General features: G+C 63.9%; 21 protein-coding genes. 14 read left to right on the top strand and 7 right to left on the bottom strand.

The genetic code is table 11. The features are described 5' to 3' along the window. Nucleotide 1: 1 nt before the first annotated feature. Together AWB79_RS18865 and AWB79_RS18870 are read right to left on the bottom strand one after the other, a co-directional pair. Complete coding sequence (locus AWB79_RS18865; RefSeq protein WP_061168958.1) at nucleotides 2-754, bottom strand: DUF2242 domain-containing protein; 753 nt, start codon at nucleotides 752-754, stop codon at nucleotides 2-4. Nucleotides 755-959: 205 nt separating this feature from the next. Next, the gene (locus AWB79_RS18870) at nucleotides 960-1307 is read right to left on the bottom strand and encodes a DUF4148 domain-containing protein (protein ID WP_061168959.1); all 348 of its coding nucleotides are present in this window, start codon (nucleotides 1305-1307) and stop codon (nucleotides 960-962) included. Nucleotides 1308-1676: 369 nt separating this feature from the next. Here AWB79_RS18870 and AWB79_RS18875 point away from each other — a divergent pair, with 369 nt between their 5' ends. Further along, nucleotides 1677-1967, top strand: coding sequence for a co-chaperone GroES (locus tag AWB79_RS18875; protein WP_061168960.1), 291 nt, complete (start codon nucleotides 1677-1679; stop codon nucleotides 1965-1967). A gap of 100 nt (nucleotides 1968-2067) precedes the next feature. Beyond that, nucleotides 2068-3708, top strand: a complete 1641-nt coding sequence (groL, locus tag AWB79_RS18880) for a chaperonin GroEL (RefSeq protein ID WP_061168961.1) — start codon at nucleotides 2068-2070, stop codon at nucleotides 3706-3708. Between the two features lie 116 nt (nucleotides 3709-3824). Here the strand turns inward: groL and AWB79_RS18885 are convergent, their stop codons facing one another. The 3 genes from AWB79_RS18885 to AWB79_RS18895 are packed head-to-tail and all read right to left on the bottom strand — an operon-like array spanning nucleotide 3825 to nucleotide 5947. After that, nucleotides 3825-4241: a hypothetical protein gene (locus tag AWB79_RS18885; protein WP_061168962.1), complete on the bottom strand. Its 417-nt coding sequence runs from the start codon at nucleotides 4239-4241 to the stop codon at nucleotides 3825-3827. 25 nt (nucleotides 4242-4266) lie between these two features. Next, entirely contained in the window at nucleotides 4267-5043 is a 777-nt protein-coding gene (locus tag AWB79_RS18890) for a DUF72 domain-containing protein (RefSeq protein ID WP_061168963.1), read from the bottom strand. A 28-nt stretch (nucleotides 5044-5071) separates the two neighbouring features. Continuing rightward, on the bottom strand, nucleotides 5072-5947 hold the full coding sequence (locus AWB79_RS18895) for a hydroxymethylpyrimidine/phosphomethylpyrimidine kinase (protein WP_061168964.1): 876 nt from the start codon (nucleotides 5945-5947) through the stop codon (nucleotides 5072-5074). A gap of 285 nt (nucleotides 5948-6232) precedes the next feature. Between AWB79_RS18895 and AWB79_RS18900 the strand changes: the two genes are divergently transcribed. Continuing rightward, entirely contained in the window at nucleotides 6233-6403 is a 171-nt protein-coding gene (locus tag AWB79_RS18900; RefSeq protein WP_061169080.1) for a rubredoxin, read from the top strand. Nucleotides 6404-6786: 383 nt separating this feature from the next. Next, nucleotides 6787-8232: a hypothetical protein gene (locus AWB79_RS18905; RefSeq protein WP_061168965.1), complete on the top strand. Its 1446-nt coding sequence runs from the start codon at nucleotides 6787-6789 to the stop codon at nucleotides 8230-8232. Here AWB79_RS18905 and AWB79_RS18910 read toward each other — a convergent pair. Then, entirely contained in the window at nucleotides 8229-9719 is a 1491-nt protein-coding gene (locus AWB79_RS18910; protein WP_061168966.1) for a cryptochrome/photolyase family protein, read from the bottom strand. The two genes, AWB79_RS18905 and AWB79_RS18910, sit on opposite strands and share 4 nt — an antisense overlap. Nucleotides 9720-9749: 30 nt before the next feature. On the opposite strand from AWB79_RS18910, the gene AWB79_RS18915 reads away from it, so the two are divergent. From AWB79_RS18915 to AWB79_RS18940, 6 genes are read left to right on the top strand one after another with little or no spacing between them, the layout of a single operon-like run. After that, nucleotides 9750-10328 (top strand): YqgE/AlgH family protein, encoded by a 579-nt coding sequence (locus AWB79_RS18915; protein ID WP_008342667.1) that lies wholly within the window; start codon nucleotides 9750-9752, stop codon nucleotides 10326-10328. Continuing rightward, the gene (gene ruvX, locus AWB79_RS18920) at nucleotides 10325-10771 is read left to right on the top strand and encodes a Holliday junction resolvase RuvX (RefSeq protein ID WP_061168967.1); all 447 of its coding nucleotides are present in this window, start codon (nucleotides 10325-10327) and stop codon (nucleotides 10769-10771) included. Before AWB79_RS18915 ends, ruvX begins: the two co-directional genes overlap by 4 nt. Beyond that, complete coding sequence (gene pyrR / locus AWB79_RS18925) at nucleotides 10758-11273, top strand: bifunctional pyr operon transcriptional regulator/uracil phosphoribosyltransferase PyrR (RefSeq protein ID WP_061168968.1); 516 nt, start codon at nucleotides 10758-10760, stop codon at nucleotides 11271-11273. Before ruvX ends, pyrR begins: the two co-directional genes overlap by 14 nt. A 43-nt stretch (nucleotides 11274-11316) precedes the next feature. Beyond that, nucleotides 11317-12342 (top strand): aspartate carbamoyltransferase catalytic subunit, encoded by a 1026-nt coding sequence (locus AWB79_RS18930; RefSeq protein WP_061168969.1) that lies wholly within the window; start codon nucleotides 11317-11319, stop codon nucleotides 12340-12342. Nucleotides 12343-12352: 10 nt separating this feature from the next. Next, nucleotides 12353-13630 carry a dihydroorotase gene (locus AWB79_RS18935; protein ID WP_061168970.1) on the top strand — a complete coding sequence of 426 codons (1278 nt, stop codon included), beginning with the start codon at nucleotides 12353-12355 and terminating at the stop codon, nucleotides 13628-13630. 2 nt (nucleotides 13631-13632) lie between these two features. Then, nucleotides 13633-14439, top strand: coding sequence for a lysophospholipid acyltransferase family protein (locus AWB79_RS18940; protein ID WP_061168971.1), 807 nt, complete (start codon nucleotides 13633-13635; stop codon nucleotides 14437-14439). Here AWB79_RS18940 and AWB79_RS18945 read toward each other — a convergent pair. Then, nucleotides 14408-15262, bottom strand: coding sequence for a symmetrical bis(5'-nucleosyl)-tetraphosphatase (locus AWB79_RS18945; protein ID WP_061168972.1), 855 nt, complete (start codon nucleotides 15260-15262; stop codon nucleotides 14408-14410). The two genes, AWB79_RS18940 and AWB79_RS18945, sit on opposite strands and share 32 nt — an antisense overlap. A gap of 196 nt (nucleotides 15263-15458) precedes the next feature. On the opposite strand from AWB79_RS18945, the gene rfbB reads away from it, so the two are divergent. The 4 genes from rfbB to rfbD are packed head-to-tail and all read left to right on the top strand — an operon-like array spanning nucleotide 15459 to nucleotide 18838. After that, the gene (gene rfbB / locus AWB79_RS18950; protein WP_061168973.1) at nucleotides 15459-16520 is read left to right on the top strand and encodes a dTDP-glucose 4,6-dehydratase; all 1062 of its coding nucleotides are present in this window, start codon (nucleotides 15459-15461) and stop codon (nucleotides 16518-16520) included. A 10-nt stretch (nucleotides 16521-16530) separates the two neighbouring features. Beyond that, on the top strand, nucleotides 16531-17424 hold the full coding sequence (gene rfbA, locus AWB79_RS18955) for a glucose-1-phosphate thymidylyltransferase RfbA (protein WP_061168974.1): 894 nt from the start codon (nucleotides 16531-16533) through the stop codon (nucleotides 17422-17424). After that, nucleotides 17409-17960: a dTDP-4-dehydrorhamnose 3,5-epimerase gene (gene rfbC / locus AWB79_RS18960; protein WP_061168975.1), complete on the top strand. Its 552-nt coding sequence runs from the start codon at nucleotides 17409-17411 to the stop codon at nucleotides 17958-17960. Before rfbA ends, rfbC begins: the two co-directional genes overlap by 16 nt. Continuing rightward, nucleotides 17957-18838 (top strand): dTDP-4-dehydrorhamnose reductase, encoded by an 882-nt coding sequence (rfbD, locus tag AWB79_RS18965; RefSeq protein ID WP_061168976.1) that lies wholly within the window; start codon nucleotides 17957-17959, stop codon nucleotides 18836-18838. The genes rfbC and rfbD overlap by 4 nt, the downstream gene beginning before the upstream one ends. The last annotated feature ends 1 nt before the right edge of the window (nucleotide 18839 follow it).

Here is an 18839-nt window from a genome sequence, read left to right on the forward strand (position 1 = left end):
ATCACTGCGTCGCGGACGATTTCGGCAATGAAGACTCTGACGCAGCCGCCGCAGGCTCCGACGCGCTGACCGCGGCCGCATCCGATTCCCGGATCGCGGTGGCCGCGGCGGGCGCCTGCACGACGATGGGCGTCGGCGTGAGTTCGGGCGAGCTCACGATCAGCGGCGGCGCGAGTGGCTTGCTTTTCACGTCATCGGCGGCAACGGGCGCGCTGCGCGGCACGGTGTCGAGATAGTGGCCCATCAGGTGGAAAAAGCGGTCGTAGAACTTGCCGGCGGGCACGGTCTCGCTCGAAATCTTGACCATCGCGTCGGAGTTCGAGCGGATCGGCAGCGACAGCGACCCGAGCACGCTCAGACCCACGCTCGCGGACGTATCGCTCTTCTTCAGCGCGTAGCCGTCCTGCACGGCGTTCACATACGCGATGCTCTGATTCGTGACGTTTTCTCCCGGCGTGCAGACCACGTGAAACGACACGACGACGTGGGTGTCGGCGCTCGGCTGGAAGTTCTTGGTCGCGTCGACGGTGTCGGGCTGACCCATCGTCGTCAGAAAGCCTTGCGACAGCAGCGCGCGGCGCGCGGCCTCGCAGGTTTCGTTGACGGTGGCGTCGAAATTGCGCGCGAAGGGGCTCGCGCCTGTGCTGAAAAGCTCCTGTTGGTAGCTCGGCGCAACGGCGCTGCCGCCACCGCAGGCGGCGAGGGCGATCAATCCTAGGGAAGCGAAAACGAGGCGCAGCGACGGCATGGGCATGAGGCGGCGGATCCGGAATTTGAGTCGACGGCAGACACAGATTGTAGTGCCGCCGGACTGGCCGATGAAAAAGCGCAGTCGGGAAAGCATCGTCGAATCCGTGGCTTACAGCTTGATGAAACAAAGTGCGGCGGGCGGATCAGTGTGACGGAAATGACAAAACCCGGCGCACGGCCGGGTTTCGACTACGGCTGAACGCGCTGGTTCACGGACGATCGAAGTCGACCGGATTCGACGCTTCCGGGCGCACGATGCGATTCAGAAAGCCCAGCCGGCTCGCGTGGCCCGAAGCTGAAGCGCCTTCGCTCGTGCCACCGAAGGACGAAGCGTCCGCGCCTTGCTGTGCACTGACGCGGGCTTCGGCGGCCTGAATCTGTACCGGATAGTTGGTTTCGTCGCCCGCCGGGTTGTAGCCCGCGCGCTCCAGTTGAACCAGTTCGGCGCGCACTTGCGCACGGGTAAGCGGGCCGTCTTCACGCGCCTGGGCGAAACCCGGGACGGCGAGAACGGCAGCGATGGCGATGGCGGGAACGATGGACTCGAACTTGAACATGACGACCTCCGGATGCTGATTGGGGAACGTTGCCGGTGGCGAGGAGTCTCTCCACTGCTTCGTCGTTGAGAGGCAGTCTAGGCGCCGGATGGCTAGGTAAAAACCCTGAGATCGCCAAATCAGTTTTCTACATTTGACATTAATCGCTTCAATCAATAGTTCGCCGACGATTGGTTTGATTGAATCAAACGCCGGCGCTGCCTTCGTTGTACGGGAATCCCCGCTCCCGCCCTCCTTGAAATTGTCAAAACCCATCCATATAATTGGCACTCACTGCACGAGAGTGCTAACAAGATTGCCGTCAGGCGAGATTGTTCTCATCAGACGGGTTTTCCCGCGTTTTCAGTCTCAATCAAGAGAGGAGTGTGTATGAACCTTCGTCCTTTGCACGATCGCGTCATCGTCAAGCGTCTGGACCAGGAAACCAAGACCGCATCGGGCATCGTGATCCCGGAAGCCGCGGCAGAAAAGCCGGACCAAGGCGAAGTCCTGGCCATCGGCCCGGGCAAGCGCGATGACAAGGGCGCGCAAATCGCTCTCGACGTGAAGGTCGGCGACCGCATTCTGTTCGGCAAGTACGCCGGCCAGACCGTCAAGGTCGACGGGCAGGAACTGCTCGTCATGCGCGAAGAAGACATCATGGCCGTTCTGGTCAAGTAAGTATCCTTCCTGCACGTCCGGCTTCGTTTCCTAGCCGCTGCCTTCTGACAGGCGCGAGAAGCGAAGCCAGCAAACCGAATCGAATCAAGGAGTTTGGATAATGGCAGCTAAAGAAGTCACTTTTGGCGATTCCGCACGCGCGAAGATGGTTGAAGGCGTGAACATCCTGGCCAACGCGGTCAAGGTCACGCTGGGTCCGAAGGGCCGCAACGTCGTGCTCGAGCGTTCTTTCGGCGGCCCGACGGTCACCAAGGACGGTGTCTCGGTCGCGAAGGAAATCGAACTGAAGGACAAGCTTCAGAACATGGGCGCGCAAATGGTCAAGGAAGTGGCTTCCAAGACCAGCGACAACGCCGGTGACGGCACGACGACGGCTACGGTTCTGGCTCAGTCGATCGTTCGCGAAGGCATGAAGTACGTCGCATCGGGCATGAACCCGATGGACCTGAAGCGCGGCATCGACAAGGCAGTTGCAGCTGCAATCGAAGAACTGCGCAAGATCAGCAAGCCCTGCACGACGAACAAGGAAATCGCGCAAGTCGGCTCGATCTCGGCGAACAGCGACACGTCCATCGGCGAGCGTATCGCTGAAGCAATGGACAAGGTCGGCAAGGAAGGCGTGATCACCGTCGAAGACGGCAAGTCGCTGCAAGACGAACTCGACGTCGTCGAAGGCATGCAGTTCGACCGCGGCTACCTGTCGCCGTACTTCATCAACAACCCGGACAAGCAAGTCGCTGTGCTCGACAACCCGTTCGTGCTGCTGCACGACAAGAAGGTGTCGAACATCCGTGATCTGCTCCCGGTTCTGGAACAAGTCGCGAAGGCTGGCCGTCCGCTGCTGATCATCGCTGAAGACGTCGAAGGCGAAGCGCTGGCTACGCTGGTCGTCAACAACATCCGCGGCATCCTGAAGACCGTGGCCGTCAAGGCTCCGGGCTTCGGCGACCGTCGCAAGGCCATGCTGGAAGACATCGCGATCCTGACCGGCGGTCAAGTCGTCGCGGAAGAAACCGGCCTGACGCTCGAGAAGGCAACGCTGGCTGAACTGGGTCAGGCGAAGCGTATCGAAGTGGGCAAGGAAAACACGACGATCATCGACGGCGCTGGCGAAGCCGTGAACATCGAAGCTCGCGTGAAGCAAGTGCGCAAGCAAATCGAAGAAGCGACGTCGGACTACGACCGTGAAAAGCTGCAAGAGCGCGTGGCCAAGCTGGCAGGCGGCGTTGCAGTGATCAAGGTCGGCGCTGCGACCGAAGTCGAAATGAAGGAAAAGAAGGCACGTGTCGAAGACGCACTGCACGCAACGCGCGCAGCTGTGGAAGAAGGCATCGTGGCAGGCGGCGGCGTTGCGCTGATCCGCGCTCGCTCGGCAGTTATCGGCCTGAAGGGCGCGAACGCCGACCAGGACGCTGGTATCAAGATCGTTCTGCGTGCAATGGAAGAGCCGCTGCGCCAGATCGTCACGAACGGCGGCGAAGAAGCTTCCGTCGTGGTGGCCGCTGTTGCGCAAGGTTCGGGCAACTACGGCTACAACGCGGCCACCGGCGAGTACGGCGACCTGGTTGAAGCCGGTGTCGTGGACCCGACGAAGGTAACGCGCACGGCGCTGCAAAACGCGGCATCGGTGGCAGGCCTGCTGCTGACGACCGACGCAGCCGTTGCCGAACTGCCGAAGGAAGACGCACCTATGCCTGGCGGCATGCCCGGCGGCATGGGCGGCATGGGCATGGACATGTAAGCTGGCGCAAGCCGATTACATTGGCGCGGGTCTCGCAAGAGACTCGCGTCATGCCAAAAGAAAAAACCCGCAGAAATGCGGGTTTTTTTTCGTCCCTGCGTTTTGCGAAACAGGCGCTACTTGTTCATCTCGTCGCGGAGTTTTTGCGCGGCTGCCTTGTAGTCATAGGTCGGATAGAACTCCGTGCGATATCCGCCCCACGCGGTGCTCTCTATCGCGCGATTTACCTCGCGCAGGCGGTCGGCCGGCACGCGCAGCGTCACCACCTGGCCGATGCCCATCATCACGTACCACGACACCACTTCAATGCCCGGCGGCGGGAACTGCTTGAAGTAGCCCTGTTCCTTCAATTGCTGATTGATCTGCGGCAGCGTCTTCGACTCGTCGTGCTTGAGGAAGATCGTCAGCAGCAACGTGCCGTCGCCGGCGGGCGTCGCGGGTGGCGCGGCGGTGTCCTGCGCGCTAGCGGGCAGGGCGAAGTGCAATAGCGAAGCCGCCAGGGTCACGTGAATCAGCTGCGCAAGCCGTCGCATCGGGGTCACTCCTCGGAAGGAAACGCTATTTGTGATGAACCCGCAGCCGCTCCAGCAGATGCAGCGCGTTGGGCTGCGCGTGGCCTTCGGCGGTATTGTCGAAGACGCACCAGACCTCGGGCGTCTTCTTCGCGCGCGCGTGCAGCGTATGGGCGAGATCGTCGAGATAGGTGTAGTTGTAGGAAGACTTGTAGAGTTCGGGCGAGCCGTGCAGTCGCACATACACGAGCGATGCATCCGCGCGATGCTTGATCTCGCAGTCGTCGGGGATCGGATCGGCGTCCACGTAGGCGATGTGATTCGCCTTGAGCAGCGTCGCCGCTTGCGTCGTGAACCAGCCGTGCTCGCGCGCCTCGCACGCGATCGGCAATTTGGTGCGCTCGCGCAGCGCCTTGAAGAAAGCCTCGGCGACGTCATGATCGAACGGCAGGCTCGGCGGCAATTGCACAAGCCAGCAGCCGAGCTTGTCGCCGAGCTGGCCGGCGGTCTGAAGGAATTCGTCGAGCAGGGATTCCGTGTCGACGAGACGCGCGTCGTGAGTGATCGCCTTGGGCAGCTTCACGGAGAAGCGAAACGAGTCGGGCACGCTCTCCGCCCAATGCGCGTAAGTCTGTTCGCGATGCGGCTTGTAGAAGGTGGAGTTGATCTCGACGCAGGTGAGCACGTGCGAGTAGCGCTCGAGATGCGTGCCTTCGCCGGGAAAGCTCGCGGCGACGGCGCTCGACAGACCCCAGCCCGCGCAGCCGACGCGGATTGCGCCTTGCGGGCCGGGCTTGTGCAGATGGGGCAATCGATATGGCATGCGCTCGCGAAGCCTCCGTTTTTTAGTGTCAGTGCCGCGCTTCTCCGGGCAGCCCGCTCGGATCGTCAGGCAGTGAGGATGCGTCCGCGTCCTCGTCGGCATCGTTCGAACGGGCCCAGAAGAATCGATCCGGCAAATACGCGCCCATGCCGGGACGGAACGCGGCGCGCGCCGCCTGGAACACGTATTCCTGCGCCTCGCGGGCGGCTTCGGCCGGCTCCTGGCCGTTCGCGAGCAATGCGGCGACGGCCGATCCCAAGGTATCGGTCAGGCCCATGATGCGTTGCACGCCGCGCTCCCACGTGTCCTGCCGAACCTGGCCTTCCTCGCTGTAGAGCGTGTTCACGTGCCGGTGCGTACCGGTTTCCATTGCGAGCACGTACTCGCAGCCTTGCGACAGGATGTGCGAAATCGCGGAGTCGAGCGTCGGTGATTCGGCGTCGCTGTCCGGCTGGGCGAGCTGCAGAAGCGTGGCGTGATCGGCAATCAGCATGGTGGTTTGCGGCACGAGCAGATCGGCGAGCGATTCGCGCAGTTCGTCCGCCGACAGCACATGTTCGTCATCGAGCGTGAAATCGGGCGCGAGGATCAGCGGCATGTCGTCGTAATCGGAAACTACCTCGGCGATGGCGGAAACCACCTCGGCGCGGGTCGCCGCGCCGATCTTGAAGGCGGCGACCGGCATGTCCTCCAGCAACATGCGCGCCTGGGTGGCGACGGTGTCCGGGTCGAGGCCGGTTACTTCGTCGCAGGTCGCCGAATCGCGGATCGCGTAGCCGGTGAGTACGGTCGCGCCGTGGCAGCCCATGCTCGCCAGTGTCAGCAGGTCGGCTTGCACGCCGGAGCCGCCCGTGGGGTCCGAGAGGCCGAAGGTGAGAACGATCGGAGGGGAGTCGCCGGTCATGGCAAAAACGGACATTTTGGTATTGGATTGCTTGAATGGACGGCGGGCCAGGAAGCGAACGCCCGCCCGGTCATGGTCTGATTATGCGGCCTAATGCCAGCCGGCTGTTTTCTTTGCGCACTTTTTTCCGGCGCGCTAGGCTTCGCAAGGCAGCTCCGGCGTCTTAGGACTTCGACGAATGTCGCGGCGCACAAGCACACCGGGCTAACCGCTTGCTAGGCATCGACATGGCAACACGGTACCATCATGTCCTAATTTCAACCGACCATTCGACTCGGCATGAGCATTGAACCAAGAAGCTGGATGTGCCTGATCTGCGGCTGGATCTACGACGAAGCTGCCGGATTGCCCGAAGAGGGCATCGCGCCGGGCACGCCTTGGGAAGAGGTCCCTATCAACTGGACCTGTCCCGAATGCGGAGCCCGCAAGGAAGATTTCGAGATGGTTCAGATCTGATCCTGAGGTTCCAGCGCGCCGCATGACTTCGCGTCATGCGGCGCGCGTTTTTTGCGGGCCGCGCTTGGAAACGGGCGAGGCCAGCGCGCGGGCGGACGTCGACAATCCGCTCGCGGCATTTCCGGTCGTGCAGCGTTCGGCGGATTCGTTGCGGCGTCACACGACGCCGAGGCGCGGGTGAATTGTTCGCCGGTCACATTCGATTCACGCACCGGATCGTTAAGGCATACGCTTGGAGCAGGCGCGATGACGCGGCCATCCGACACCAGCCGCGGACACTGCGGCGGGGCGCCGTCGCACTTTCGCCTGTCGACGAAACTTCAACCGCGCGCGACGGCGGCTTTTAACGGCCACGTGCGCGAACCGGCTTGTGAGCGCTTGCTATGACATCTCGTCCCGACCTGCCCGTTCCGTTCGAAGCCCTGCCCAACCCGCGTGGCGGATCGGTTCGACTTGCCGAAATGGCGCTCACCGACGCGCAGCACGCGTTTGCGCGCCAGGGTGAGACCGCGGCCGCGCTGAAGCGCGCGATCGCCGCGCTGCATTCGGCCGGATGGCTGCCCGCGCAGCGTTTCGCCGAGGCGCTCGCGCTCGTCGCGCCGCTCGGCGACGAGTCGGCGGGAAGCCATGCGCGCATTGCGGATGCGCTCGCCGTGTTCGGCGCGGCTGTCGAGCGTCACAATCTGCGCGAGCTTTCCTGCTCGACCGTGCTTTTCGATCACTATCGCGGCCTGCATGCGCTGCTCGCGACGCATACGCGCGTCGCGCCGGTTTCGTACGACGATCTCGCGCTCGCAGGCCGCGCGATCGCGCCGGCGACGCTGCGCGATATCGCGCCCGAGCGCCTCGCGCGCGTGCGGGCGCGTTACGAGGAGACGCTGCTCAAGCTGCTGCGCGGACCCGCCGAAGAAGCCGCCGACGCCTTCGAACGCCTCGACGCGTGTCTCGAAGAATTGCGCGGCGCCGATCCGTACGACTTCTGGCGGCTGGCCACATCCACGGCGCGGGCGTTGCGCGAGCGAGCGCGGCGCAATGGCGGCATCGGCGGCGTGGCGGATATCGGTGGCGTGGGCGGCGGCATCGACCGCGCGGCGGACCACATCGCCGATGCCAAGCGTCTCTATGCGCGCTTCAATCTCGTGCTCGCCGACCAGGCGCACGCGCTGGCCTTCGCGCCGCGTTCGCTCGTGCGCGCGACGCTCGCGCTTTTGTGGCGCGATTTCGCGCTGTATGGCGCGGCGCCCGAGGATGCGGAACACGTCGATGTGCTGCGCGATTACGGCCTGACCGTGGCGTGGCATGTGGCCGCGACGCCGGCGTCGGAGGCCGCGTGGGAAGCGGGCGCGGCGCGCTCGGGTGAGGAAGCCGTCGCACGTGAAGCCGCTACGCGCGATCTCGGCGTGTTGCGCGTGAACGCGGCGGCCTACGAGGATTTTCTGCAGAGCGCGGAAACGGCGATCGATGCGCTCGTCGAGCGCGGCACGCAGGCCAGCGAAACCGGTATGGTCGACGAAGCGGCGGCGCTCGCGGCGGCCGACGCTTCGCATCGGCTGGGCGCGGCGGCGTGCGCGCTGGGGCTCGGCCATGTGGCCTTGCTCGCGGACACGCTCGGACTCGCGTGGCGGCGCGTCGCGCATCACGGCGAAACGCATGCCGACGGCGCTGAAGGCGCGACCCGCGGCGTCGACGCCACCGTACCCGAACGCGCCGCGCAGATGCTGCGCTCGATGCTGCATCAGGCCGCGGCCGGCATCGCGCCGTCGGAAGGGCGCGGGTCGATCGTCGCGCTCACCACGATGATCGAAAAGCCTGCGCTGACCGCGCGTTAATCTTCGTCGGAACGGGTGGCTGTCTTCTTGCCCGGCCCGCGCACCACGTCATAACGCGCGAGCGTGCGGCGGCGCGCGGCATCGTGATCGACGACCGGTTGGGGATAGTCCGCACCGAGTGCGATCTTCGCGGCCTTCAGCGCATCGGGCTTGGCGCGCCACGGCGCGTGGAGATCGCGATCCGAAAGACCCGCGATCTCCGGCACATAGTGGCGGATGAACTTGCCCGCTGAATCGAATTTCTGCGACTGCGTGACCGGATTGAAGATGCGGAAATACGGCTGCGCGTCGCAGCCGCTCGACGCGGCCCACTGCCATCCGCCGTTGTTGTTCGAGAGCTCGAAGTCGTTCAGCAGCGCCTCGAAATACGCCTCGCCGCGCCGCCAGTCGATGCCGAGATCCTTGGTCAGAAAGCTCGCCACCACCATGCGCAGACGGTTGTGCATGTAACCCGACGCGTTGATCTGCCGCATGGCCGCATCGACAATCGGATAGCCCGTCTGCCCCGCGCACCATGCGGCGAAGTTCGCGTCGGCGGCAGCGCCCGTTTCCCATTCGATGCGGTCGTATTCCGGCCGGAACGCGCGATGATCGCCCGGCTCGCCGACATGCGGGAAATGGTGCAGCACGGAGAAGTAGAACTCGCGCCAGATCAGTTCGCCGAGCCATGTTTCCGCGCCCTTGTCGCCGTGTCGCTGCGCGTCGTGCGCGCTGCGGGCGAGTGCGCGAATCGACACCGTGCCATGCCGCAGATGCACGCCGAGATAGCTCGGGCCTTTCTGCGCGGGGAAATCGCGCGTGCGGCCGTAGTCGGTCATGCGCTCGCGGAAGTCGTCGAAGAGTTCGAACGCGCCGCTCGCGCCGGCAGGGAACGCCGGGCCGCGCGCATCGGGAAAACCGAGCGCGGCGAGCGACGGAATCGCATGCCTTACGTCCGACGGTGGTTTGGTCAGCGCGCTCAGATGATCTTCGGATGCGTACGGTTTCAATGCATCCGGCGTGAGCGCAGCGAGCCATTTGCGCTTGTACGGCGTGAAGACCGTGTAGGGCTTGTCCGCGCCTGTCATTACATCGTCATGATCGAAGACGGCCTGATCCTTGAACGCGAAGAACGCGATGTCGTGGCTTGTGAGCTTGTTCGCGACGGCTTCATCGCGTGCTTTCGCGGCCGGTTCATAATCGCGATTGGTAAAGACCGCGTTCGCGCCGCATTCGCGGGCGAGCGCCGGAACATCGTGAACCGGATGTCCGTGGCGCACGATCAGCGCGCCGCCCGCATCGCGCAACGTGCGATCCAGCTCGACGACGCTCGCATGAATGAACGGCACGCGGCGGTCCTTTTTGTCGAGCGGCGCGAGGATCTCGCGATCGAAAACGAAGGCGCACAGCACGCGACGGCACCGTGTGAGCGCGTGATAGAGTGCAGCATTGTCTGCCGCGCGCAGATCCCGCCGAAACCACACCAGTCCCACATCAAAGTCGGCCATCTCGCAGCGCCTTTGTTAAAATTCTGAATTATGTCCAAGACTTCCGATCGCATCAATTTGACGAATCAGTTCCTGATCGCCATGCCCAACATGGCCGATCCGACGTTTTCAGGAACGGTGGTCTACCTTTGCGATCACACCGAGAAAGGCGCGCTCGGTCTCGTCATCAACCGGCCGACCGACATCGATCTCCAGTCGCTTTTCAACCGCATCGATCTCAAGCTCGAGATCGAGCCGCTTGTCCATTTGCCCGTGTATTTCGGCGGTCCCGTGCAGACCGAGCGCGGCTTCGTGCTGCACGAAGCGGGCGAGGGCGAACCTTATAGTTCGTCCATGAGCGTGCCCGGCGGACTTGCCATGACCACGTCGAAGGATGTGCTCGAAGCGGTTGCCAGCGGCAAGGGCCCCGAACGCTTTCTGCTCACGCTCGGCCACGCCGGCTGGGGCGCGGGCCAGCTCGAAGAGGAAATCTCGAAGAACGGCTGGCTCACCGTGGAAGCCGATCCGCGCATCATCTTCGACGTGCCCGCCGAAGACCGGCTCGAAGCGGCGCTCTCGCTGCTCGGCGTCTCGCGCTCCATGTTGTCCGGCGAAGCAGGGCACGCATGAGCCGCGAAGCCACGCTGCTCGCATTCGATTACGGCGAGAAGCGCATTGGCGTCGCTGTCGGCAATACGCTCACGAAACACGCGCGTGCGCTCGTCACGCTGGAAAACCGCGATCGTGAATATCGCTTTGTCGAAGTGGGCAAGCTGCTCGACGAATGGAAGCCGCAAACCGTGGTCGTCGGCATGCCGATGCATCCGGACGGCACGCCGCACGAAATGAGCGCGCTCGCGAAACGTTTCGGCAATCAGGTGAACGGACGCTTCAACGTGCCCGTGCAATGGGTGGACGAACGCTATTCATCGGTGGACGCCAAAGCCGATCTGCGCGCGCGGGGCGTGCGCACCAACGCGCGCGGCCGCTTCGATGAAATCGACGCCGAAGCCGCCCGCGTCATCCTTCAACAATATCTCGACGGACTTGCCGACGATCATGAGTTCCATTGACGCCGAGGCGCTGTATCGCGCGCTCGTCGACCAGATTCGCGCCGCGTATGGTCAATCGCTCGCCGCCGCCGATGGCGCCGTGCTCGCGGGCATCTACAGCGGCGGCGTGTGGCTCGCCGAGCGGCTTGCGAAGGACCTGAACGCGCCGCACTTCGGCGTGGTGAACGTGGCGCTGCATCGCGACGATTACGCGAAGAAGGGCCTGCACAGCCAGGCGCGCCCGACCGAGCTGCCTTTCGACGTGAACGGCCGCCGCATCGTCCTGATCGACGACGTGCTGTCCACCGGCCGCACCGTGCGCGCGGCGATCAACGAGCTGTACGACTACGGCCGTCCGGCGTCGATCGATCTCGCCGTGCTCGCCGATCGCGGCGGCCGCGAAATGCCGATCGGCGCACGCTTCACCGGCGGCGCGGTCGAAGTGCCCGCAAATGAAAACCTCGTGCTCAAGCGGCGCGAGGACGGCGCGTTCGATTTCGTGACCGAAGCGCGCGCCAGCTGAAGCACTCGCATCGGCATCTTTTCAAAGAACATCCGGGATCGACATGAACACCGCCACTCAGGGCGCAGCCGAATCAGGCGCGCCCGCATCCGAGAAATTCCGGTACGGCTTTCTCAAGGGCAATCCGCAGCTCACGAAGAACGGCGAGCTGAAGCATTTGTTGAGTATCGAAGGCCTGCCGCGCTCGATCGTCACGCACATTCTCGACACCGCCGAGCAGTTCGTGAGCGTCACCGACCGTGAAGTGAAGAAGGTGCCGCTGTTGCGCGGCAAATCCGTGTTCAACCTGTTCTTCGAGAACTCGACGCGCACGCGCACCACGTTCGAAATCGCGGCCAAGCGGCTGTCGGCGGACGTGCTGAACCTGAACATCAACGCGTCCTCTACCAGCAAGGGCGAATCGCTGCTCGACACGATCAACAACCTCTCCGCCATGCACGCCGACATGTTCGTCGTGCGTCATGCGTCGAGCGGCGCGCCGTATCTGATCGCCGAGCATTGCGCGCCGCACGTGCACGTGATCAACGCGGGCGATGGCCGTCACGCGCATCCCACGCAGGGCCTGCTCGACATGTACACGATCCGCCATTACAAGCGCGACTTCACGAAGCTGCGCGTGGCGATCGTCGGTGACATTCTGCATTCGCGCGTCGCGCGCTCGGACATTCATGCGCTCACCACGCTCGGCGTGCCGGAAGTGCGCGCGATCGGTCCGCGCACGCTTCTGCCCGGCAATCTCGATCAGATGGGCGTGCACGTCTATCACAATCTCGACGAAGGCCTGAAGGGCGTCGACGTCATCATCATGCTGCGTCTGCAGAACGAGCGCATGAGCGGCGCGCTGCTGCCGTCCGCGCAGGAATATTTCAAGAGCTGGGGCCTGACGCCCGAGCGTCTCGCGCTCGCCGCGCCCGATGCGATCGTGATGCATCCGGGACCGATGAACCGCGGCGTCGAAATCGACTCGCAAGTGGCCGACGGGCCGCAGTCGGTCATCCTGAATCAGGTGACTTTCGGCATTGCCGTACGCATGGCGGTCATGGGCATCGTGGCCGGCAACAGTGACTGACAAAGACGATATGAAGATCCAGATTCAAGGCGGCACGATCATCGACCCGGCCGCGGGCACGGAAGAACGCAAGGACGTTTTCATCGCGGCGGGGCGCATCGTCGGGATCGGCCAGGCGCCGGCGGATTTCAACGCGGCCAAGGTCATCGACGCGAGCGGGCTGTATGTCGCGCCGGGTTTCGTCGATCTGGCGGCGCGCCTGCGCGAGCCGGGCTTCGAGCACAAGGCGACGCTCGAATCCGAAATGGCTGCCGCGATGGCGGGCGGCGTGACGAGCCTCGTGTGCCCGCCCGACACCGACCCGACGCTCGACGAGCCCGGTCTCGTCGAAATGCTCAAGTTCCGCGCGCAGAAGCTGCATCAGGCGCATGTGTATCCGCTGGGCGCGCTGACCGTCGGCCTGAAGGGCGAGGCCATCACGGAGATGGTCGAGCTGACGGAAGCGGGCTGCGTCGGTTTCTCGCAAGCCGATAACCCGATCGTCGACACGCGCACGCTGCAGCGCGCGCTGCAATACGCGACCACTTACGGCTATACCGTGTGGCTGCGCCCGCAGGACGCGTATATGTCGAAGGGCGGCGTGGCCGCGAGCGGCGCGGTGGCTTCGCGCCTCGGTTTGTCGGGCGTGCCGGTGGCGGCGGAAACCATCGCGCTGCACACCATCTTCGAACTGATGCGCGTGACGGGCGCGCGCGTGCACCTGTCGCATCTTTCGTCGGGGGCGGGCGTTGCGCTCGTGCGCGCCGCGAAGGCCGAAGGACTCGATGTGACGTGCGACGTGACCGTCAATCACGTGCATCTGACCGACATCGATATCGGCTATTTCGATTCGCAGTTCCGGCTCGATCCGCCGCTGCGTCAGCAACGCGACCGCGACGCAATTCGCGCGGGTCTCGCCGACGGCACCATCGACGCGATCTGCTCCGATCACACGCCGCTCGACGACGACGAAAAGCTCCTGCCCTTCGCCGAAGCCACTCCAGGCGCAACCGGCCTCGAACTGCTGCTTTCGCTGACGCTCAAGTGGGCGCGCGAGGCGAATGTGCCGCTCGCGCAGGCGCTGGCGCGCATCACGTCCGCGCCTGCCGACGTGCTCAAGCTGCCGGCGGGGCGCATCGTGTCCGGCGCGCTCGCGGATCTCTGCGTGTTCGATGCATCGGCCGAATGGCGTGTCGATCCGCAGAAGCTGAAGAGCCAGGGCCGCAACACGCCGTTCCTCGGCTACGAGTTGCCGGCGCGCGTGCGGGCGACGATCGTCGGCGGGCACGTCGCTTACGAGAGCCGCTGATCATGAACCTCGCGCTGCGCAAGCTTCGGCTCGTGATCCATTTACTGCGTGGCATGTGGATCGTCGCGACGCGCTTCCCGCGCGTGAGCGCGCAGCAGCGCATGGAAATGAATCGCGTGTGGTCGCTGGAGATGCTGCGGCTGTCGGGCATGAAGCTCGTCGTGCATAACGACGAAGCGCGGCTAGACGCGGGCGTGCTCGTGGTCGGCAATCACATCTCGTGGATCGATATCTACGTGATCAACGCATGGCGGCCGACGCCGTTCGTGTCGAAGGCGGAGATCCGCAAGTGGCCGGTGGTGGGCTGGCTCGCGCATCAACTGGACACCGTGTTCGTGCAGCGCGAGAAACGCCGCGACGCGAAGCGCATCATGCACGAGCTCTCGGATCGGCTGATGAAGGGCGAAATGATGTGCGTGTTCCCGGAGGGCACGACCACCGATGGCCAGACGCTGCTGCCGTTCCACGCGAACATGTTTCAGGCGGCGGTGTCGGCGTCGTGCCCGGTCCAGCCGATCTGTCTGATGTACGAAGACGCGCAGGGGCGGCAATCCACGGCGCCCGCGTATGTCGGCGACATGTCGCTCAACGATTCGCTGAATGCGTTGCTACGTGCGGGGAAGATCACCGCGCATCTGTATGTGTGCGATGCGCTCGCGCCGGGCGCGGACCGGCGGCTGCTCGCGAGCGAGGCTCAGGCTTCGGTGCAGGCGGCGCTTGCGCGCATGCGCGGCGCGCCGGCCGCCGTGAGCGCGGCGCCGCTGGTCGAACCGGTCGTCACTTCTTCGTCGAGCAACTCACCTGCGTGAGCACGCGCTGCGCCGGGTCCGCCGTCATGCGCACGGCGGACAATTTGTTGCCCCACACGCAGCCGGAATCGAGGCAGAGCACGTCGTCGCGGATCATGAGGCCGAGCGCGGCCCAATGACCGAAAACAATCGTCACGTCCCGCGTGCGGCGGCCCGGCACGTCGAACCAAGGCATGTAGCCGGGCGGCGCGGCGTCGGGGCCGCCATTGTTGGCGAATTCCATCGCGCCTTCGGGCGTGCAGAAGCGGATGCGCGTCAACGCGTTGTAGACCACGCGCAAACGGTCCGCGCCGGTGAGCGAATCTTCCCAGCGATGCGGTTCGTTGCCGTACAGCGACGCGAGCGTCTCCTTCCAGTTCGGCGCGCGCAGCGCGCATTCGAGCTCATGGGCGAGTTCCATCGTCATGGTCGCGTCCCATTGCGGCAGCACGCCCGCGTGAACCATCAGGATGCCGTTCTCGAAATGCGCGACCGGTTTGTGCCTGACCCATTCGATGAGATCGTCGGCGTCACGCGCGGCGAGGATGTCATCGAGCGTGTCGCCCTTCTTGGGCTTGCGCAGACCCGCTGCGACCGAGAGCAGGTTCAGATCGTGATTGCCTAGCACGACGGTCGCGCGCGAGCCGAGCGAGATTACATCGCGCAGTGTCTGCAGCGAGTGCGGGCCGCGATTGATCAGATCGCCCGCGAACCACAGCGGCGCGCCGGGCTCGGGCGCGGCTTTTTGCAAGAGGCGCCGGAACGGCTCGCGGCAACCTTGCAGATCGCCGAAGACGAGCGGGGCTTGCGAAGCGTCGATGCTGGAGGTCAGTGCGTCGGTCATCGAAGGGGAGAGCGGTTGAAATATGCGGGCATTATGAAACAGACGGCGAATACTGTCTGCGCGTTGACGGCGGGCGGATCGTTATCATTCGATGCAGGCCGCCGTATCATTCAGTGTTTGATCGGCGGGCAATAGTTGATCCCGCCGGGCAATTTCGCGCAACGTTCGCGGGCGTAGCCGAAGCAAAAGGGCATTTATGATTCTCGTGACAGGCGGCGCCGGATTCATCGGCGCAAATTTCGTGCTGGACTGGCTGAAGGGCTTGGATGAGCCGGTTCTGAACGTCGACAAGCTGACTTACGCCGGCAATCTCGGCACGTTGCGGCCGCTCGAGCACGATGGGCGGCACATCTTCCGGCAGGCCGATATCTGCGACCGGGCCGCCCTCGACGAATTGCTCGCGCAGCACAAGCCGCGCGCGATTCTGCACTTCGCGGCGGAAAGTCATGTCGACCGTTCGATTCACGGTCCCGCCGATTTCGTGCAGACGAACGTGGTTGGCACGTTCACGCTGCTCGAATCCGCACGCGCGTTCTGGAGTGCGTTGCCGGAGGCGGAGAAAAAAGCGTTCCGCTTCCTGCACGTTTCGACCGACGAAGTCTTCGGCTCGCTTTGCGCCACCGATCCGCAATTCACGGAAACCACGCCCTACGCGCCCAACAGCCCTTATTCGGCGACGAAGGCGGGCTCCGACCATCTGGTGCGCGCGTACTTCCACACCTACGGCCTGCCGGTTCTGACGACCAACTGCTCGAACAACTACGGGCCGTATCAGTTTCCGGAGAAGCTGATTCCGCTGATGATCGCGCATGCGCTCGCGGGCAAGCCGCTGCCGGTCTACGGAGACGGTCAGAACGTGCGCGACTGGCTGTACGTCGCCGATCACTGCGCGGCGATCCGCGAGGTGCTGGGGCGCGGCGTGCCGGGCGAGACGTACAACATCGGCGGATGGAACGAGAAGAAGAATCTCGACGTGGTGCATACGCTGTGCGATCTGCTGGATGCGGCGCGGCCGAAGACGAGCGGCTCGTATCGTGATCAGATCACGTATGTGAAGGATCGTCCGGGCCACGATCGCCGCTATGCCATCGACGCGCGCAAGCTCGAACGCGAGCTCGGCTGGAAGCCTGCGGAGACTTTTGAAACGGGCCTCGCAAAGACGGTCCGGTGGTATCTGGACAATCAGGCCTGGGTGGACGAAGTCGCGTCCGGCGAGTACCGGAAATGGGTCGAAACGAACTACGCGCAGCGCGCGTGAAGGACTGAAGATGGCGCGCAAGGGCATCATTCTCGCGGGCGGCTCGGGCACGCGGCTCTATCCGATCACGCATGTCGTCTCCAAGCAATTGCTGCCGGTGTACGACAAGCCGATGATCTACTACCCGCTTTCGACGCTGATGATCGCGGGCATTCGCGACGTGCTGGTGATCTCGACGCCGCAGGACACATCGCGTTTCGAGACGATGCTGGGCGACGGCAGCCAGTGGGGCATGAACATCCGCTACGCGGTGCAACCGACGCCGGACGGGCTCGCGCAGGCGTTCATCATCGGGCGGGAATTCATCGGCAACGATCCGTCGACGCTGATTCTCGGCGACAACATCTTCTACGGTCACGATCTGGCGGGCCATCTGCAAAGCGCCGATGCGCGCGAGGACGGCGCGACGATCTTCGCGTATCACGTGCACGATCCTGAGCGTTATGGCGTCGTCGAATTCGATGACGGATTCCGCGCGCTATCGATCGAGGAAAAACCTGCGAAGCCGCGCTCGAACTACGCGGTGACGGGCCTGTATTTCTACGATAACCAGGTATGCGACATCGCGGCGGACATCGAGCCTTCGGCGCGCGGCGAGCTGGAGATCACCGACGTCAACTCGCGCTATTTGAAGGACGGCAAGCTGAGCGTGCAGATCATGGGACGCGGTCACGCGTGGCTCGACACCGGCACGCACGATTCGCTCATCGAAGCGGCGACTTTCATCGCCACGCTGCAGAAACGGCAGGGATTGATCGTCGCGTGTCCGGAAGAGATCGCTTACTGGAGCAAATGGATCGACGAGGAGCAACTCGTGCGGCTTGCCGCACCGCTTTCGAAGAACGCCTACGGTCAATATCTGCTCAACCTTCCGAAGGACCAAGTTGCATGGCCATCCAAGTAACCGCTACCGCGCTGCCCGAAGTAAAGATCATCGAGCCGAAGGTTTTCGGCGACGCGCGCGGGTATTTCTACGAAAGTTTCAACGCGCGTGAATTCGCTGAACTGGTCGCGCCGGGCGTCGAGTTCGTACAGGACAATCATTCGCGATCGGCGCGCGGCGTGCTGCGTGGGCTGCATTACCAGATCGAGCATGCGCAGGGCAAGCTCGTGCGCGTCGTGGAAGGCGAAGTGTTCGATGTCGCCGTGGATATCCGCAAGAGTTCGCCGAACTTCGGCAAGTGGGCGGGCGTCAAGTTGTCGGCGGAGAATCATCGGCAGTTGTGGGTGCCGCCGGGATTCGCGCACGGCTTCGTCGTGCTGTCCGAGTCGGCGCAGTTTCTCTACAAGACAACCGATTACTGGTTCCCGGAGCACGAGCGCAGCATCGTGTGGAACGATGAGTCGATCGGCATCGAATGGCCCATCGACTTCGAACCCATGCTCGCCGCGAAGGATCGCGATGGCAAGCGTCTCAGCGAAGCGGAGTGCTACGCATGACGATCCTTCTGACCGGTGTGAACGGGCAAGTCGGGTTCGAGCTTGCGCGCACGTTGCAGGGGCTGGGGCGCGTGATCGCAGTGGACCGCAACGCGCTCGATCTGCGCGATCTCGATCGCGTGCGAAGTTTCGTGCGCGAGACGAAGCCGAGCGTGATCGTGAATCCGGCGGCATACACGGCTGTCGATAAAGCGGAGGACGAGCGTGAGGAAGCGCATCGGCTGAATGCGGAATTGCCTGCGGTCTTTGCTGAAGAGTGCGCGAAACTGAATGCGTGGTTCGTCCATTATTCGACCGACTACGTGTTCGATGGCGCGAAGTCGTCGCCTTATGTCGAAACCGACGCGGTTGCGCCGCTCAACGTCTATGGCGAGACCAAGCTCGCCGGCGAGCGCGCGATCGCGCAAAGCGGATGCCGGCATCTGATCCTCCGCACGAGCTGGGTTTATGACGCACGCGGCGCGAACTTCATGCGCACGATTCTGCGTCTGGCGGAACAGCGGCCCGAACTGACGATCGTGGCCGATCAGTTCGGCGCGCCGACATGGAGCCGAACGATCGCCGAACTCACCGCGAACATGCTGACGCAGATCGCCGCGGCGGAGCGAAACAAACTCGGCGCATTCGACGAGCACAGCGGCATCTATCACCTGACGAACGGCGGCAGGACTTCGTGGTACGAGTTCGCGCGCGAGATCGTGCGCGTGTGGGGCAAGGAACACCAAACGCGCATCACGCCGATTCCCGCGAGCGCGTATCCGGTGAAGGCGCGCCGCCCGGTGAACTCGTGCTTGTCCAACGAAAAACTGGCGGCGACGTTCGGCCTTGCCGCGCCCGACTGGCTGCGCGCGCTGCAACTCTGCGCGGAGCAGGCGTAAA

This window comes from Caballeronia hypogeia (assembly GCF_001544875.2).
Classification (GTDB): domain Bacteria; phylum Pseudomonadota; class Gammaproteobacteria; order Burkholderiales; family Burkholderiaceae; genus Caballeronia; species Caballeronia hypogeia.

Coding starts and splice junctions, on each gene's coding strand:
- rfbB (WP_061168973.1), top strand. CDS start 15,459: ATGATTCTCGTGACAGGCGGCGCCGGATTCATCGGCGCAAATTTCGTG.
- AWB79_RS18915 (WP_008342667.1), top strand. CDS start 9,750: ATGTCCAAGACTTCCGATCGCATCAATTTGACGAATCAGTTCCTGATC.
- AWB79_RS18930 (WP_061168969.1), top strand. CDS start 11,317: ATGAACACCGCCACTCAGGGCGCAGCCGAATCAGGCGCGCCCGCATCC.
- AWB79_RS18865 (WP_061168958.1), bottom strand. CDS start 754: ATGCCCATGCCGTCGCTGCGCCTCGTTTTCGCTTCCCTAGGATTGATC.
- AWB79_RS18885 (WP_061168962.1), bottom strand. CDS start 4,241: ATGCGACGGCTTGCGCAGCTGATTCACGTGACCCTGGCGGCTTCGCTA.
- AWB79_RS18870 (WP_061168959.1), bottom strand. CDS start 1,307: ATGTTCAAGTTCGAGTCCATCGTTCCCGCCATCGCCATCGCTGCCGTT.
- rfbD (WP_061168976.1), top strand. CDS start 17,957: ATGACGATCCTTCTGACCGGTGTGAACGGGCAAGTCGGGTTCGAGCTT.
- rfbC (WP_061168975.1), top strand. CDS start 17,409: ATGGCCATCCAAGTAACCGCTACCGCGCTGCCCGAAGTAAAGATCATC.
- groL (WP_061168961.1), top strand. CDS start 2,068: ATGGCAGCTAAAGAAGTCACTTTTGGCGATTCCGCACGCGCGAAGATG.
- AWB79_RS18875 (WP_061168960.1), top strand. CDS start 1,677: ATGAACCTTCGTCCTTTGCACGATCGCGTCATCGTCAAGCGTCTGGAC.
- AWB79_RS18910 (WP_061168966.1), bottom strand. CDS start 9,719: ATGGCCGACTTTGATGTGGGACTGGTGTGGTTTCGGCGGGATCTGCGC.
- AWB79_RS18890 (WP_061168963.1), bottom strand. CDS start 5,043: ATGCCATATCGATTGCCCCATCTGCACAAGCCCGGCCCGCAAGGCGCA.
- AWB79_RS18940 (WP_061168971.1), top strand. CDS start 13,633: ATGAACCTCGCGCTGCGCAAGCTTCGGCTCGTGATCCATTTACTGCGT.
- AWB79_RS18905 (WP_061168965.1), top strand. CDS start 6,787: ATGACATCTCGTCCCGACCTGCCCGTTCCGTTCGAAGCCCTGCCCAAC.
- rfbA (WP_061168974.1), top strand. CDS start 16,531: ATGGCGCGCAAGGGCATCATTCTCGCGGGCGGCTCGGGCACGCGGCTC.
- AWB79_RS18935 (WP_061168970.1), top strand. CDS start 12,353: ATGAAGATCCAGATTCAAGGCGGCACGATCATCGACCCGGCCGCGGGC.
- AWB79_RS18945 (WP_061168972.1), bottom strand. CDS start 15,262: ATGACCGACGCACTGACCTCCAGCATCGACGCTTCGCAAGCCCCGCTC.
- AWB79_RS18895 (WP_061168964.1), bottom strand. CDS start 5,947: ATGACCGGCGACTCCCCTCCGATCGTTCTCACCTTCGGCCTCTCGGAC.
- pyrR (WP_061168968.1), top strand. CDS start 10,758: ATGAGTTCCATTGACGCCGAGGCGCTGTATCGCGCGCTCGTCGACCAG.
- ruvX (WP_061168967.1), top strand. CDS start 10,325: ATGAGCCGCGAAGCCACGCTGCTCGCATTCGATTACGGCGAGAAGCGC.